This is a genomic window from Escherichia sp. WS568 (assembly GCF_046486085.1).
Lineage (GTDB): Bacteria > Pseudomonadota > Gammaproteobacteria > Enterobacterales > Enterobacteriaceae > Escherichia > Escherichia coli.
The window spans coordinates 105311-120535 of record NZ_JBJQMC010000013.1 but is presented as its reverse complement, the minus strand read 5'-3'; the positions used below and the strand labels follow the sequence as shown (position 1 = coordinate 120535).

The following is a 15225-nucleotide window of genomic DNA, read 5'->3' as shown; positions in this document are numbered from 1 at the left end:
TTAAAACAGTGATTTTAAAAATCGCTTAGGGGATGTTATGCTCACGAAAAAGAAATGGGCGTTATTTAGTCTATTAACACTGTGTGGCGGTACAATTTATAAATTACCGTCGCTGAAAGATGCGTTTTATATCCCGATGCAGGAATATTTCCATTTGACCAATGGTCAAATTGGTAATGCTATGTCGGTAAACTCATTTGTCACGACAGTGGGCTTTTTTCTGTCTATTTATTTTGCCGATAAACTACCGCGCAGATACACCATGTCATTCTCACTCATTGCGACAGGATTACTGGGTGTTTATTTGACGACAATGCCGGGGTATTGGGGCATCCTCTTTGTCTGGGCGCTATTTGGCGTTACTTGCGACATGATGAACTGGCCGGTCTTGCTCAAGTCGGTAAGTCGATTGGGCAATAGCGAACAACAAGGTCGGTTGTTTGGCTTCTTCGAAACAGGGCGTGGCATTGTCGATACCGTGGTGGCATTTTCTGCGTTGGCAGTATTTACCTGGTTTGGCAGTGGCTTATTGGGTTTTAAAGCAGGCATCTGGTTCTATTCCCTTATTGTGATTGCCGTAGGCATTATCATTTTCTTTGTTCTGAATGACAAAGAAGAGGCACCGTCCGTTGAGGTGAAAAAAGAAGACGGAGCATCGAAAAACACCAGTATGACCTCGGTGCTGAAAGACAAAACTATCTGGCTTATCGCTTTCAACGTCTTCTTCGTTTACGCGGTTTACTGTGGCCTGACATTCTTCATTCCATTCCTGAAAAACATCTATCTATTGCCTGTTGCGCTGGTGGGGGCTTACGGCATCATTAACCAATACTGTCTGAAAATGATTGGTGGACCGATTGGTGGCATGATTTCAGATAAGATCCTGAAATCGCCGAGTAAATATCTATGCTACACCTTTATCATCAGTACCGCTGCGCTCGTACTGTTGATTATGCTGCCGCACGAAAGTATGCCGGTCTATTTAGGGATGGCATGTACGCTGGGCTTTGGCGCGATAGTCTTTACACAGCGAGCCGTATTTTTTGCACCTATCGGCGAAGCAAAAATTGCTGAAAATAAAACAGGCGCGGCGATGGCGTTGGGTAGCTTTATTGGTTACGCCCCGGCGATGTTCTGCTTCAGTCTGTATGGCTACATTCTGGATTTAAATCCGGGGATTATTGGCTACAAAATCGTGTTTGGCATTATGGCCTGCTTCGCATTCTGTGGTGCGGTGGTTTCCGTAATGCTGGTTAAGCGTATTAGCCAACGTAAGAAAGAGATGCTGGCGGCTGAAGCTTAATTAATGGCCGGATGTGGCTTAATCCGGCCAACGGAAACCGTATCAACCGTAGGCCGGATAAGGCGTTTTCGCCGCATCCGGCAGTTTTACATCAGAAGAAATACTTCGTCCCGATACGAATCTGGTTTTGCTCGCGGTGGTACGGCTCTACGTTGCGATCTAACCAGCGCAATTCAATATAGGGCAACCAGTGCTCATTAATGCGATAACGGAAGGTGTTAGTGATTTCCCAGTGATGCTTCGTACCATTGCTGCTATTGAAATCATTAATGTTATAAAAATAATGCGGTTCAAAGGTATATGAGAACTTATCGGTAATAATAAAGTTCCAGTAGTTGCCAATCTCGTAGCTGTCATTATTATCCAGATCACCGTTCAAATCGGTTGAGCTGTAGTTATTATGGTTAAAACGATTACGTACCGTCAGGTTAAACCATGGAGTAAATTTGTAGTTAACATCCAGATAAACAGCACCACCCGAACCGATACTCTTATCATTAATTAAGCCACCGGGCTGGATGGTTAATTTATCGGTTGGTTTGAATAACGGATACCAACCTTCGATTTCGTTATATCCATGTTTGAGTTCATCTTCTCGCTGAAAGGTGTAGGTATTGGTTAACATAATACCCGCGCCCATATCGAAGTTATAACCCACACGTAGCATAACCTCGCCCTGATCGGAGGCGAGATTATATGCCTCCCTGTTTTCGACGTATGCGCCAGCAAATACCGAGGCAGAGGTCAGAGAGGATAATAGAATTATTGCATTAATCTTTTTCATAATAAGTCCATTTTTAAGCGTAGGGAGGCCGCCACCCACCAGGATGGAAATAGCGGCTATTGACATTTATAACGTTACGGAAGCCGTTTTTTCTTCTGTCTCAATTTCTTTATTTTTGCGTTGGTTAATTTCCTCAATAATCAGTGCAAACCGTTTCTCATTGAGCGTGTAAAAGAACCCCATCGTCAATGCAGCAATCATTGCCAGCGCACAAGGCCAGATAAAAATGAGCTGACGCAAACCCTGTAATGTCGCATCGCTTTGCGCGATGTTGGGAACATAACCGATTTGCGTCAGCATAATGCCTGGCAAGAAGCCAGCAAGTGCGGCTGAAATTTTACGAAAGAAGGTATAACCGGTATAAACAGAACCTTCGGCACGTATACCGGTTTTCCATTCACCGTAATCTACGGTATCTGGCACCAGTGCCCAGTTCAGGCTGTTTACAAAGGCCGTGCCAAAAAAGGCGACACAAGAGAACATGACGAAAGTGAAAGAGTTACTTCCCCAGAAATAATTCAGGATATCACCAACCGCCCATAGCACCATGCCAGCTAAATAAACCTGTTTTTTACCAAAACATTTTACAGTTAATGGCACCAGTAATACGCCGACGAGGATGCATCCCATACTGAAAAATCCCATCCACGACAATAAATTAATATCATTCAGCACATACTGGGTGTAATAGACCTGAATCGCCAGTTTGATATTAAATGCCGCCAGAGTACACAGGTTAGCAATGCACAATACCAGCAAAGGTGGATTATGAAATATCGCGCAAAATGATTTGAGAATACTGGCCTTATGTCCGGTTGGCGTGGTGTCCACATAATGCTCTTTGACGCCTCTGTAGCACAGCATCATAAAAATAAAGCCGCCAATGGAGAACATCAGTGCCGCACAGGCATAACCGACGGTTGAGTCAGAAAAAAGCGACTGCAACGGAATAAACGCCACGGTACAAATCAATAGCCCTATGGTTGCACCACCCTGGCGGTAAGCCGCGAGCTGCGCGCGCTCATTGGGGTTTTTGGTAATGGCCGGGATCATCGCACCATACGAGCAGTTCATCAGACTGTATGAAAGTCCAAACATCATAAACAGTGCGGTGGCAATCGTCGTTTTAACCGGCAAACTAAAGGTGGTGGCGATAAACTGGAGCGTTGCAATTAACGCCGCCGGAACCGCTGCATATAAAATAAAGGGACGAAATTTGCCTTTAGGCCCAATATTTTTCCGCGAGTCGAGTAAAAATCCGGTGAGCATATCGGTAAATGCGGTAAAAAACTTCGCCACCAGAAAGATAATCCCGCCATAGTAAGCAGGCATCCCTAATTCATCGGTATAAAATTTGAGGAGATACAGAGTACCGATGCAGAGCATTAAATTCGAACCGACGTCGCCCATACCATAGGCGATTTTTTCCCGCAGATTCAGTCTTAATGTCAGTGGATTATGGTCAGACATAATCACTCCTTATAACGCCCCGCAGGGCGTTGTTTATTATAATTACGCCGTGCGTTTACGGGCTTCTATCTCTTCAACAATGCGGACGTACATCTTCTCGTTCAGACTGTAGAAGCAACCCATTGCCACGATGGTGACTACTGCCAGTGCGCTTGGGTAGATGAAGATCAGTTGGCGCAACCCTTCGATAGTGTGGTCAGCCTGGGCGACGTTTGGCACATAGCCGATTTGCGTCAGCATCCAGCCTGGGAAGAAACCTGCCAGCGCCTGAGATACTTTGCGAAAGAAGGTGAAACCGGTGTAGACCGTACCTTCCGAACGCACACCGGTGCGCCACTCGCCGTACTCGACGGTGTCGGAAACCAGCGCCCAGTTCAGGCTGTTAACAAACGCTGAGCCGAAGAATGCCAGGCAGGAGAACGCCACGAAGCTGACCGAACCGCCGCCAAAGAAATAGTTGAGCAGATCGCCAAGCACCCAAATCAGCAGGCCGCCGATATAGACCTTCTTCTTACCAAAACGTCTGACTGCGCCGGGCATCAGGAACACGCCGATGAAAATACAGCCCATGCTGAAAAATCCCATATATGACAACAGGATGGGATCGTTGAGCACGTACTGGGTGTAATAGACCTGAATGGCGAGCTTGACGTTAAACGCCCCTAAAGTGCAGAGGTTGGCAATACACAGAATGAACAGTGGGCGGTTACCAGCAATCGCGCGGAAAGACTGCAACAAGCCAGGCTTTTGCGCCGGATTGGTAGGTTGGGTTTCGACATAACGCTCTTTCACGCCCGAGTAGCAGATCCACATAAACAGCAGGCCGAACAGTGAAAACAGCGTGGCGGCGAAGATATAGCCAAGTTGCTGATTACCTTCGATAAGATTCATAACCGGCACGAATCCCACCGTACACAGCAGCAGGCCTAATGTAGCGCCACCCTGACGCCATGCTGCCAGCGATGCACGTTCGTTGGGGTTTTTAGTAATAGCGGGGACCATCGCGCCATACGAGCAGTTCATCATGCTGAAAAACAGTCCGTAAAGCATAAACAGGATGGTGGCCATCACCGTTTTACCGGTGACATCGAACGGCGTACCGATAAAGTTGGCGATCGCCAGCAGGGTGACCGGGAATGACGCATACAGAATAAAAGGACGGAACTTGCCTTTTGGGCCGATCTTGCGTCGGGAATCCAGCATGATGCCTGTTCCCATATCGGTAAACGCAGTAAAGAATTTTGAAATCAAAAAGATAATGCCACCATAGGTGCCAGGCAGCCCCAGAACGTCGGTATAAAACTTCAAAAGATAAAGCGTACCAATATCCAGCAGGATGTTAGAGGCCAGGTCGCCAATACCGTAAGAGAGTTTCTCTTTAAAGGGCAGGCGTAAAGTTGCTGGATCTTCCGTTGTGATGTGACTCATCGTTGTTCTCCCTTTGCCCGTGAGTTTCCCCACGGGCGGACATGATTAGATACTTTTTAACGTGGCGAACAGTGCCGCCCATTCGCTACCGGCGCGATAAAAGACCGGCGGTTTACCGATGGGCGCATTAACGGTAACTTCCCCGCCCCGGAACGCTTCACCCGTCCAGGCATGGACCCAGTTATCCTCCGGCAGATAGAGCGTCCAGTCGCTACGGCCTTCTTCATGCACCGGAGCGACCAGAATGTCGCGGCCTAACAGGTACTGATATTTCAGGGTGTAGGTCTGCGCGTCGTCTTCGTAATGCAGGAACAGCGGGCGCATAACCGGCAGGCCGGACTTCGCATTCAGCGCGACGGCCTCTTTCAGGTAAGGTTTCAGGGTGGTGAAGACGGTGGTCATACGGGCAAAATGGGCGATAGTTTCCGCGTCGCTATCAAACTGCCAGTTGTCGCCAGGACGGTTACCTTCGTGGGTGCGCATCATCGGCGTGAAGGCGCTGAAATCGCACCAGCGCAGCAGCAGCTCTTTGCTGCGCTTCATCTCAAACAGGGTGGTGTAACCGCCAATATCACTGTGATGCAGGCCATGTCCGGTCATTGCCAGAGACAGCGCCGCCGGGACGACTGACGCCAGTCCATCGTCCAGACTCCAGTCAACGTTCTGGTCGCCCGCCCACATCATGGTGGAGTATTTCTGGCTACCGGTAGAACCGGCGCGCATAAAGAAGAGGAGCTCGCCGAGCTTGCCTGTTTCTTCAAGGGCTTCGTAGTTACATTTCGCCCACAGCGCAGGCCAGGCGTTATGCATAATTTCCGCGCTGACGCCGTTATGCAGGTACGTGTCGGTGGGCAGATACTCGCCGAAGTCAGCCATCCAGCCGCCGCAGCCAAGTTCAATCATGTTCTTTTTGATCACTTCCTTGAACCAGGCGTAGGCTTCTGGATTGGTGAGATCGACAACGCCGCCATAGAACTCGCCAAACTCCACCAGATAGTCGCCGCCAGAGGCATCTTTTGCCAGATAGCCGTGTGAAGCCGCCTCGGCGCAGAGGTCCTTATCGCTGGCAACATACGGGTTGATGTAGGCGAGGAACTGCACGCCTTCTTTGTTCCACTGTTTAATACGCGAATCCAGTTGCGGATAGTTTTCGCTGTTCCACTTCCAGTTCCACATCACACGTTTACCAAACGAGGTCATACGGATCCCGGACCAGTCCTGCGCCCAGATGCCGTTGACCTTCACGCCCGCGTTACGCATGGTGTCCAGTTTCTTCTGGCACACTTCAGTCCCGCCCTGAATGCCGAGCGTTACCCCGTCATAAATCCAGTCGGGCAGTTCTGGCTGGCGTCCCAGCAGGGCGGTTAATTTTTCTAACAGGGAGATGTATGTGTCAGCACATTCAAAACGCAGTGTTGCTTTCTCTTCCCACAGCGCCAGTTCATGGTATTCCGGGGCACTAAAGTCGAAGTTCATATAGCAACTGTTATCAACATGGCAGTAATACTTCTGCGTGCTGACAAACGTAGGCTGCGGGAAGAAAGTCCAGTAATAGTCGCCGCCCGCGTTCTCTTTGCAGTCGGCCTGCCAGGTGACATAGGTTTGTTTGTTGCGACCAACGCCTTGTTCACTGGTCCATAGCGGGAACGGTTTGCCGCGCAGATCAAAGTAGGAGAATTGTTCGCCGCAGCCGTAGATATGGTCCTCTGGTTGTGCGGCAAGACGCAGCCAGATGCGGTTGTGGTGATGGTTGTCGTTTTGTAGTTCCAGCAATAAACGGCCCTGATCGTCGGCAGAGATACGCAGCGTGGCGCTAATGTCAGAACCACGGCTGAAATGGATTAACCAACCATCCGGTGACTGGCTGACGATGGCGTCGGTAAGCGCAATTTTCTCCTGCAATTTATCTTTAATGCTGAAATTACCGCGGAACATATCGATATCCGCTATACCTGAGCCAATCGATAAGCAAGGATTATCTTTGCTATGGATTAAAATAAGGCGGTCTTGAAAACGTAGAGTAAAACTGTCGTTATTCTGATGAAATTGAAAATCTAATAGCTGTGGGCGTGGCGTATCCATAAATAATCTCCATAGAGTTGAGGACGAGATTGTTTCCTTCCCGTTATTACAGGCTTATGTAAAATGATTCTCATAAAACTGATATATATAAACTTTACAGAAGCTGAGCTTTTTTTAACTTAATAAATTGAAGATACATAACGTTGCCTTTACGAGTGAAATGTTCTTCAATGATTTTGACTGCTAATCAATACAAGTTATTTTCTCTGTCCGTAAATATTAAAAAACAGGCGGTGCGTTTTTCCTGGTTCCAGTAATAATAAGTCGATACCTGAATTAAAGGCGTTAGGCGGGCAACTCATAGGTTCAACTGCCAGGCCCTGGCGCTGTAATTTTTCTCCGCTATAAACCTGCACCCAGGGTTGATCGGAACAAAGGCTTACCGAAAGAACCTGTTGTGGATGGGTAATGGTCATTTCCCACAGATCATTAGCGGTTTTAAAGGTGTGGTCGATTTTTGTCGCGGCTATTTTTTTCGCCTGCGTGAAATTTAAATCCAGCTCATCAACGTGGTGAAGCGTTGTCGGATTCGCGTGCTCGACGGCATAAACCTGTTCTGCTGGAAGCTGGAATACATAGTCATCAACAGGCGTTAAGTTGCAGGTTAAATAAGGATGAATACCCACACCATAAGGTGCTGCGACAGTGCCGATATTCTGGCTTGCGATCTCAACGGAAAGGCCCGTGCGTGCGTTGAGCGAATAAACAACTTGCGAGGCCAGCATAAACGGATAGCCGTAACTGGGCGGCAAAAAGGCCGTTAATGTGACGCTGGTGGTGGTTTGTTCGCTTATTTGCCAGTCACGCCAGGCAAGCAGCCCGTGAATAGCGGCTTTTGAACCATGTTCATTAATGGGTAACTGATATTCCTGCCCCTGATAGCGATAACAGCCGTTGGCAATCCGGTTAGGCCAGGGAATAAGGACTTTGCCCAGGTGTGCCAGCGGCATCTCTTCGGGTTTATGCGGAATAACTAAATGGCAGCCCTGAAAAGTTAATTCAGCCAGACCTGCGCCAACCGTCACGATAGTTGCGTGATAATCCCCAGCGGTGAGTGAAACGGTCTGTCCACTGCAATGCATATTGGTGGTTTGCATACGAGGTACCTTAATTAAAAAACGGTATACAGCCTCCCATGAGGCTGATGTCAAACCAAAAAACTGCGCCGGGCGGTCCCCTCTCCCCTTTGGGGAGAGGGTTAGGGTTTTCAGTCAGTTATTTGGCATTCACGTCCAGCAGCCCCGCCGCAACTGCCGGAGCCAGACCAGGGGCTAACGGGATACGCGGGATCACCAGGCAATGCAGCAGGTGATAAATATCCTGTTTGCCGTCCCAGACTTTGGTGGTGACCTTATTGTCCGCATCCAGCTCCTGCCACCAGGAACCATTTTCATAGCCCATCAGGTACTTAATGCAGTACTCCCACCATGTCTGATACCAGGTTTCGTACTGGCGATCGCCGGTGACGGTGTAGAGCGCGTAAGCCGTACCCATCGCCTCGACGATAGGCCAACGCACACGTTCGCGAACGACCGGTTTTCCTTCCCAGTCAACGGTATAAACAATCCCGTCCGCACCATCGGGCGCCCAGGCATCGCGCACGGTGGCGTTGAACAGACCTTTGGCATCTTCTAACAGCCAGGCTGGCGGCTGTTCGCCGCGGGCTTCCAGGGCGGCATGGATGTGCAGCATTAAACGACCCCACTCGATCCAGTGGCCCGGCGTGCCTCCGAATGCGCGGAAGCGGTGCGCCGGGTTATCTTTGTTGTAATCCGGCAGCGGATTCCACTGGGTATCGAAGTGCTCGTTAACGCGATAATGATTATTTCTGGCGACGTCGTGGATAATGACGGAAGCTACGCGAATCGCACGATCCAGCCATTTTTTGTCATGCGTTACGTCATAAACAATCAAGAAGGCTTCTACCGCATGCATGTTGGCGTTGCCGCCGCGGTACTCTTCGGTTTTACTGAAGGCTTCGTCCCAGGATTCCAGGCACATCTGCTCTTCTTCGCTCCAGAAGTATTTCTCGATAATTTCAATGGTGTAATCGAGCAGCTTGCGCGCTTCCGGGTGACCCGTTGTGACGGCACTGGCGGCACCCAGCAGGGCAAAGAAATGTTGATAGCCCTGTTTGGAGGCATCCACCACGCCCTCGTCATTCACACAGGCATACCAGCCGCCATATTTTTTATCGCGCAGTGCGCCGTTCATGGCTTTGATACCGTGATCAACCAACGAGTAAGCGCCTGGTCGACCCATCGCCGCAGCAACGGAATAAACGTGTAACATACGGGCGGTGATCCACAGATGGGTGCCCATCTCTTCTTTGATTTGCCCTTTATTGCCTAACCAGCCAAAACCAGTCGGCACCACGGAATTTTTACCAAAATCAAAGATGCGATCGGTTTCCTGTTCCAGCCAACGGTTGTGACTTAAGGTGTTAAACCATTTCATTTTTGTATCCCCATCTTAACGGCGTTTAGCCATCATTTCGTCGACGATATCGCCAAGTTGTTGTAATTTCGGTGCGCAAACGTCACGCAGCATCAACTCGTTGTCTGGTAAACCGACGACCGATGCCCAGACTGCACGGCCTGCAAGGAATCCCGATGCGCCCGCCGTCATTGCCACGCGTACGGCACGCGGGAACAGTTTTTCGTCGACACCGGAAGAGAGGATCACCCACGGCATATTGATATGGTCATTCAAACGTTGTGAAGCACTGAGAAGCTCTTGTTGCGGACCTTTGCCGTAAAGCGGCATTTCAACTTTGTAGAGGTCTGCACCGCTATCACCCAGCTCTTTGGCTGCATCGATGATTGCTTGTTCGCGATCGAATTTATCGCCACGACGCGGCGGACGAACGACTGGCTCAATGATGCTCACCAGACCGTGTGAGTGGCACAGTTCATTGAACTCTTTCACCATATCCAGGCGTTGCTGCGCATCTTCATCACTACGCCACAGCACCAGCAGTTTTAAGGCTTTGCCACCGTCTTGTTTGATTTGTTGCGGGTTGATTTTGCGGTCAATGACTACGCTATCCACCGGAATACCGTTGCCTGGAATAAATTCATCGGCAGCGACGATCATGGCGCAGCTTTTGGCAATTGCGTTTTGCTCAACCACCTGGCGGTAGCAGAATTGTTGATCTACCAGAATCGCCGATGCATAAGGTGAAAGAGTCTTCGCGGCGTTAACTTTGAAATCAGTTAAAACGCTATCGGCTACTGGAGCGGGTGCGCCAGCCGCGGCAAACATCATGCGCATGGCTTCGCGCTGATCGACCGCCAGCATGGCAAAACCGCCCGATGCACGCGTAATGTCGTTGATGGTGTACTTATTCATTCATTTATTCCTTTATCCAGTCGTTACATTTTTACTTTGGCAGTCATCCCGGCACTGACACGGACCTGCTCCAGAATGGCGGACCAGTCCTGGCGACCGCGACCCGCTGCGCGCGCCTGGCTATAAACCTCCCGTGAGGCGGCCCCCAGTGGCATCGGCACATGCAACTGGTTGGCGACATCAAGGGCGATGCCAAGATCCTTATGGGCAAGATCGATCATGAAGGCGGGAGAAAGATCCCCGCTGAGGACTTTGTTCGGCCAGGAAGTGGTGAAGTGGCCTTTACCGGCGGCAGTACCGCTCATTACCTTGACGGCAACATCGAAGGGAAGATTGAGGGCTTCGCACAAAACGGCGGCTTCTGCCGACAACGCATTGAGCGCGATGCTCATGTAGTTGTTGATAAGCTTAACGCGGATCCCCATGCCCGGACCGCCCGCGTTGATCAACTCGCTGCCCATCGCCATCAGGATCGGTGTGGCGCGTTCAACTTGTTCAGCGGTGCCGCCAGCCAGCAGTAACAGAGTACCGGTAATGGCATTTGCAGAAGTACGGCCTACCGGAACATCCATCATGCTGAAGCCTCTGGCCTGCATATCGGCAATCAATTTATCGGTTTGCAGCGGATGGATGGTCGACATATCGATGACCAGCGCATCGGTAGATAAGCTTTCGCAAACGCCGTTTTCACCGAACAACACGCTGCGCACCAGATCGCCATTCGGCAACATGGTAATGATAAATTCGGCATCTTTAGCGGCCTGCGCCGGGTTGGCGGCGGGAGTCGCACCTTTGTCTACCAGATGCCGCACAGCTTCGGCGTTCACATCAAAGACGCGAAGTTGATGCCCTTGCTGCAATAAATTGCTCGCCATTGGCGAACCCATTTGTCCTAAACCGATAAACGCGATTGCTGCCATAACCCTCTCCTGAATACAGTGATGTCACTTTTTGTCATTTATGACATGCTTTGCTTGTCTGTTTTTGATCGTATTTGTAATTTATCGTCAAAAAATTGACAGCCGTCACTTTTTAAACAATTGGTGAAATTAAAATGAACGCATCCCAAAATGCTTAAGGAATGACCATGATTCGTGTTGCTTGTGTAGGTATTACCGTGATGGATCGTATTTATTACGTGGAAGGATTACCGACGGAGAGCGGTAAATACGTGGCGAGAAATTATACGGAAGTTGGTGGCGGGCCAGCGGCGACGGCAGCGGTTGCGGCGGCAAGGCTGGGGGCGCAGGTCGATTTTATTGGTCGCGTCGGTGATGACGACACGGGTAACAGCCTGCTGGCAGAGCTGGAATCCTGGGGCGTTAACACCCGTTACACCAAACGGTATAACCAGGCGAAATCTTCGCAATCCGCCATCATGGTGGATGCCAAAGGTGAGCGAATCATCATTAACTATCCCAGCCCAGACCTACTGCCAGATGCAGAGTGGTTGGAGGAAATTGATTTCTCTCAGTGGGACGTGGTGCTGGCAGATGTACGCTGGCACGACGGCGCGAAAAAAGCCTTCACTCTGGCGCGGCAGGCGGGCGTAATGACCGTGCTGGACGGTGATATTACGCCGCAGGATATCAGCGAACTGGTGGCGTTAAGCGATCATGCAGCTTTTTCAGAACCGGGTCTGGCGCGCTTAACGGGCGTGAAAGAGATGGCGAGTGCCCTAAAACAGGCACAAACGCTCACAAATGGTCATGTCTATGTGACCCAGGGCAGCGCAGGCTGCGACTGGCTGGAAAATGGCGGGCGTCAACATCAACCGGCCTTCAAAGTTGATGTGGTAGATACCACAGGAGCGGGTGATGTTTTTCACGGCGCTTTGGCGGTGGCGCTGGCCACAGGTGGGGATTTAGCGGAGTCAGTCCGCTTCGCCAGCGGTGTAGCGGCGTTAAAATGCACACGTCCCGGTGGACGAGCTGGGATCCCTGACTGTGATCAAACCCGATCTTTTTTGTCACTTTTTGTATAAAATGCCAGGGTGATGGTTTTTCGAGGAATTTTCATGAGCCTTACCGAACTAACCGGTAACCCGCGGCACGACCAACTCCTCATGCTGATCGCCGAGCGTGGGTATATGAATATTGATGAGCTGGCAAATCTGCTGGATGTCTCCACGCAGACGGTCCGCCGGGATATTCGTAAATTAAGCGAGCAAGGACTGATTACGCGCCATCACGGTGGCGCGGGTCGGGCTTCCAGCGTCGTTAATACGGCGTTCGAGCAGCGTGAGGTTTCGCAAACTGAAGAGAAAAAAGCGATTGCCGAAGCGGTGGCAGACTATATTCCTGATGGATCGACAATATTTATCACCATTGGTACGACCGTTGAGCATGTTGCCCGGGCGTTACTTAACCATAACCATTTGCGGATAATCACCAACAGCCTGCGTGTGGCGCATATTCTTTACCACAACCCGCGCTTTGAAGTGATGGTGCCTGGCGGAACGCTGCGTTCCCATAACAGTGGGATCATTGGCCCTTCAGCGGCGTCCTTTGTGGCCGATTTTCGCGCCGATTATCTGGTAACAAGTGTAGGCGCAATTGAGAGCGATGGCGCGTTGATGGAGTTTGATGTTAACGAAGCTAACGTGGTGAAAACGATGATGGCGCACGCGAGAAATATTCTGCTGGTCGCCGATCACACTAAGTATCATGCTTCGGCGGCGGTTGAAATTGGTAATGTGGCACAGGTCACTGCGCTCTTTACCGACGAGCTGCCGCCCGCTGCGCTAAAATCACGCTTACAAGACAGCCAAATTGAAATCATCCTTCCCCAGGAAGACGCGTAGAATTTTGTGACCGTTGACCTGGCTTCATACCTGACCACATAGCCAAACCCATCCTTTCCCGCTACAGTTAATTTCTTGTGGCGCGAAAGGAGGCAAAAATGCTCTATATCTTTGATTTAGGTAATGTGATTGTCGATATCGACTTTAACCGTGTGCTGGGAGCCTGGAGCGATTTAACGCGTGTTCCACTGGCTACGCTTAAGAAGAGTTTCCACATGGGCGAGGCGTTTCATCAGCATGAGCGTGGGGAAATTAGCGACGAAGCGTTCGCAGAGGCGCTGTGTCATGAGATGGCTCTACCGCTAAGCTACGAGCAGTTCTCTCACGGCTGGCAGGCGGTGTTTGTCGCGCTGCGCCCGGAAGTGATCGCCATCATGCATAAACTGCGTGAGCAGGGGCATCGCGTGGTGGTGCTTTCCAATACTAACCGCCTGCATACTACCTTCTGGCCGGAGGAATACCCGGAAATCCGTGATGCTGCTGACCATATCTATCTGTCGCAAGATCTGGGGATGCGCAAACCTGAAGCACGAATTTATCAGCATGTTTTGCAGGCAGAAGGTTTTTCACCCAGCGATACGGTCTTTTTCGACGATAACGCCGATAATATAGAAGGAGCGAATCAGCTAGGCATTACCAGTATTCTGGTGAAAGATAAAACCACCATCCCGGACTATTTCGCGAAGGTGTTATGCTAAAAACCATTCAGGACAAAGCCAGGCACCGTACCCGTCCACTATGGGCCTGGCTAAAACTACTCTGGCAACGCATTGATGAGGACAACATGACAACCCTGGCAGGTAACCTTGCCTATGTGTCGTTGCTCTCATTAGTGCCGCTGGTTGCCGTTGTTTTTGCGCTTTTCGCCGCTTTTCCCATGTTTTCCGACGTCAGCATTCAGTTGCGTCACTTTATTTTTGCCAACTTTCTGCCTGCTACTGGCGATGTTATTCAGCGGTATATCGAACAATTTGTTGCCAATTCCAACAAGATGACCGCCGTTGGGGCGTGCGGGCTGATCGTCACGGCGTTATTGTTGATGTACTCCATCGATAGCGCGTTGAATACCATCTGGCGCAGTAAACGAGCGCGACCAAAAATTTACTCGTTTGCCGTGTACTGGATGATTTTAACGCTGGGGCCGCTGCTGGCAGGGGCCAGTCTGGCGATCAGTTCCTATTTGCTCTCCCTGCGCTGGGCGAGCGATCTCAATACTGTCATCGACAACGTGCTGCGTATTTTTCCGCTGCTGTTGTCGTGGATCTCCTTCTGGTTGCTGTACAGCATTGTTCCTACCATCCGCGTACCTAATCGCGACGCGATTGTCGGCGCGTTTGTCGCCGCACTCCTGTTCGAAGCAGGAAAGAAAGGTTTCGCGCTTTATATCACCATGTTCCCCTCATATCAGCTCATTTACGGTGTGCTGGCGGTGATCCCCATTCTCTTTGTCTGGGTCTACTGGACATGGTGTATCGTCTTGCTTGGTGCGGAAATTACTGTCACTCTCGGGGAATACCGCAAACTAAAACAAGCAGCTGAACAAGAAGAAGACGACGAACCATGATTGCATTAATTCAACGCGTAACCCGTGCCAGCGTCACCGTGGAGGGAGAAGTGACGGGCGAAATTGGCGCGGGACTTTTGGTGTTATTGGGTGTCGAAAAGGATGACGACGAACAGAAAGCAAACCGTCTGTGCGAGCGTGTGCTCGGCTATCGCATCTTTAGCGATGCCGAAGGCAAGATGAACCTCAACGTGCAACAGGCGGGCGGCAGTGTGCTGGTGGTTTCCCAGTTTACCCTCGCCGCAGATACCGAACGGGGGATGCGTCCAAGTTTCTCCAAAGGTGCATCACCGGATCGCGCAGAGGCGTTATATGACTATTTCGTCGAACGCTGCCGTCAGCAAGAGATGAACACGCAAACAGGACGCTTCGCTGCGGATATGCAGGTATCGCTGGTCAATGATGGCCCCGTGACATTCTGGTTGCAGGTATGAGCCAGC

14 protein-coding genes are annotated in these 15225 nt (G+C 50.4%); 6 read left to right on the top strand and 8 right to left on the bottom strand.

The window, feature by feature from the left end:
- The first annotated feature begins 37 nt into the window (after nucleotides 1-37).
- The gene (locus ACJHWR_RS15745; protein WP_000956312.1) at nucleotides 38-1303 is read left to right on the top strand and encodes an MFS transporter; all 1266 of its coding nucleotides are present in this window, start codon (nucleotides 38-40) and stop codon (nucleotides 1301-1303) included.
- A gap of 91 nt (nucleotides 1304-1394) precedes the next feature.
- Here the strand turns inward: ACJHWR_RS15745 and ompL are convergent, their stop codons facing one another.
- The 8 genes from ompL to yihU form a co-directional block, all read right to left on the bottom strand.
- Nucleotides 1395-2087, bottom strand: a complete 693-nt coding sequence (ompL, locus tag ACJHWR_RS15740) for a porin OmpL (RefSeq protein ID WP_012311752.1) — start codon at nucleotides 2085-2087, stop codon at nucleotides 1395-1397.
- 66 nt (nucleotides 2088-2153) lie between these two features.
- Entirely contained in the window at nucleotides 2154-3557 is a 1404-nt protein-coding gene (locus tag ACJHWR_RS15735; protein ID WP_001279700.1) for an MFS transporter, read from the bottom strand.
- 42 nt (nucleotides 3558-3599) lie between these two features.
- Complete coding sequence (locus tag ACJHWR_RS15730) at nucleotides 3600-4985, bottom strand: MFS transporter (RefSeq protein ID WP_000018368.1); 1386 nt, start codon at nucleotides 4983-4985, stop codon at nucleotides 3600-3602.
- 45 nt (nucleotides 4986-5030) lie between these two features.
- Nucleotides 5031-7067 (bottom strand): sulfoquinovosidase, encoded by a 2037-nt coding sequence (gene yihQ / locus ACJHWR_RS15725; protein WP_000380852.1) that lies wholly within the window; start codon nucleotides 7065-7067, stop codon nucleotides 5031-5033.
- A 197-nt stretch (nucleotides 7068-7264) separates the two neighbouring features.
- On the bottom strand, nucleotides 7265-8164 hold the full coding sequence (locus ACJHWR_RS15720; RefSeq protein ID WP_001195128.1) for an aldose-1-epimerase: 900 nt from the start codon (nucleotides 8162-8164) through the stop codon (nucleotides 7265-7267).
- A gap of 118 nt (nucleotides 8165-8282) precedes the next feature.
- The gene (gene yihS, locus ACJHWR_RS15715; RefSeq protein WP_410226705.1) at nucleotides 8283-9524 is read right to left on the bottom strand and encodes a sulfoquinovose isomerase; all 1242 of its coding nucleotides are present in this window, start codon (nucleotides 9522-9524) and stop codon (nucleotides 8283-8285) included.
- A 15-nt stretch (nucleotides 9525-9539) separates the two neighbouring features.
- On the bottom strand, nucleotides 9540-10418 hold the full coding sequence (yihT, locus tag ACJHWR_RS15710; protein ID WP_001046464.1) for a sulfofructosephosphate aldolase: 879 nt from the start codon (nucleotides 10416-10418) through the stop codon (nucleotides 9540-9542).
- Nucleotides 10419-10441: 23 nt separating this feature from the next.
- Entirely contained in the window at nucleotides 10442-11338 is an 897-nt protein-coding gene (yihU, locus tag ACJHWR_RS15705; RefSeq protein ID WP_000718902.1) for a sulfolactaldehyde 3-reductase, read from the bottom strand.
- Nucleotides 11339-11505: 167 nt separating this feature from the next.
- Between yihU and yihV the strand changes: the two genes are divergently transcribed.
- From yihV to dtd, 5 genes are all read left to right on the top strand, one after another.
- Nucleotides 11506-12402 carry a sulfofructose kinase gene (yihV, locus tag ACJHWR_RS15700; RefSeq protein ID WP_000621643.1) on the top strand — a complete coding sequence of 299 codons (897 nt, stop codon included), beginning with the start codon at nucleotides 11506-11508 and terminating at the stop codon, nucleotides 12400-12402.
- Between the two features lie 33 nt (nucleotides 12403-12435).
- Nucleotides 12436-13221, top strand: coding sequence for a DeoR/GlpR family DNA-binding transcription regulator (locus tag ACJHWR_RS15695; protein WP_000059678.1), 786 nt, complete (start codon nucleotides 12436-12438; stop codon nucleotides 13219-13221).
- Between the two features lie 98 nt (nucleotides 13222-13319).
- Nucleotides 13320-13919 (top strand): glucose-1-phosphatase, encoded by a 600-nt coding sequence (gene yihX, locus ACJHWR_RS15690; RefSeq protein WP_001315111.1) that lies wholly within the window; start codon nucleotides 13320-13322, stop codon nucleotides 13917-13919.
- Nucleotides 13913-14785 carry a virulence factor BrkB family protein gene (locus tag ACJHWR_RS15685; protein WP_000920762.1) on the top strand — a complete coding sequence of 291 codons (873 nt, stop codon included), beginning with the start codon at nucleotides 13913-13915 and terminating at the stop codon, nucleotides 14783-14785. The genes yihX and ACJHWR_RS15685 overlap by 7 nt, the downstream gene beginning before the upstream one ends.
- Nucleotides 14782-15219, top strand: a complete 438-nt coding sequence (gene dtd / locus ACJHWR_RS15680; RefSeq protein ID WP_000560983.1) for a D-aminoacyl-tRNA deacylase — start codon at nucleotides 14782-14784, stop codon at nucleotides 15217-15219. Before ACJHWR_RS15685 ends, dtd begins: the two co-directional genes overlap by 4 nt.
- The last annotated feature ends 6 nt before the right edge of the window (nucleotides 15220-15225 follow it).

Coding starts and splice junctions, on each gene's coding strand:
- ACJHWR_RS15745 (WP_000956312.1), top strand. CDS start 38: ATGCTCACGAAAAAGAAATGGGCGTTATTTAGTCTATTAACACTGTGT.
- ompL (WP_012311752.1), bottom strand. CDS start 2,087: ATGAAAAAGATTAATGCAATAATTCTATTATCCTCTCTGACCTCTGCC.
- ACJHWR_RS15735 (WP_001279700.1), bottom strand. CDS start 3,557: ATGTCTGACCATAATCCACTGACATTAAGACTGAATCTGCGGGAAAAA.
- ACJHWR_RS15730 (WP_000018368.1), bottom strand. CDS start 4,985: ATGAGTCACATCACAACGGAAGATCCAGCAACTTTACGCCTGCCCTTT.
- yihQ (WP_000380852.1), bottom strand. CDS start 7,067: ATGGATACGCCACGCCCACAGCTATTAGATTTTCAATTTCATCAGAAT.
- ACJHWR_RS15720 (WP_001195128.1), bottom strand. CDS start 8,164: ATGCAAACCACCAATATGCATTGCAGTGGACAGACCGTTTCACTCACC.
- yihS (WP_410226705.1), bottom strand. CDS start 9,524: ATGAAATGGTTTAACACCTTAAGTCACAACCGTTGGCTGGAACAGGAA.
- yihT (WP_001046464.1), bottom strand. CDS start 10,418: ATGAATAAGTACACCATCAACGACATTACGCGTGCATCGGGCGGTTTT.
- yihU (WP_000718902.1), bottom strand. CDS start 11,338: ATGGCAGCAATCGCGTTTATCGGTTTAGGACAAATGGGTTCGCCAATG.
- yihV (WP_000621643.1), top strand. CDS start 11,506: ATGATTCGTGTTGCTTGTGTAGGTATTACCGTGATGGATCGTATTTAT.
- ACJHWR_RS15695 (WP_000059678.1), top strand. CDS start 12,436: ATGAGCCTTACCGAACTAACCGGTAACCCGCGGCACGACCAACTCCTC.
- yihX (WP_001315111.1), top strand. CDS start 13,320: ATGCTCTATATCTTTGATTTAGGTAATGTGATTGTCGATATCGACTTT.
- ACJHWR_RS15685 (WP_000920762.1), top strand. CDS start 13,913: ATGCTAAAAACCATTCAGGACAAAGCCAGGCACCGTACCCGTCCACTA.
- dtd (WP_000560983.1), top strand. CDS start 14,782: ATGATTGCATTAATTCAACGCGTAACCCGTGCCAGCGTCACCGTGGAG.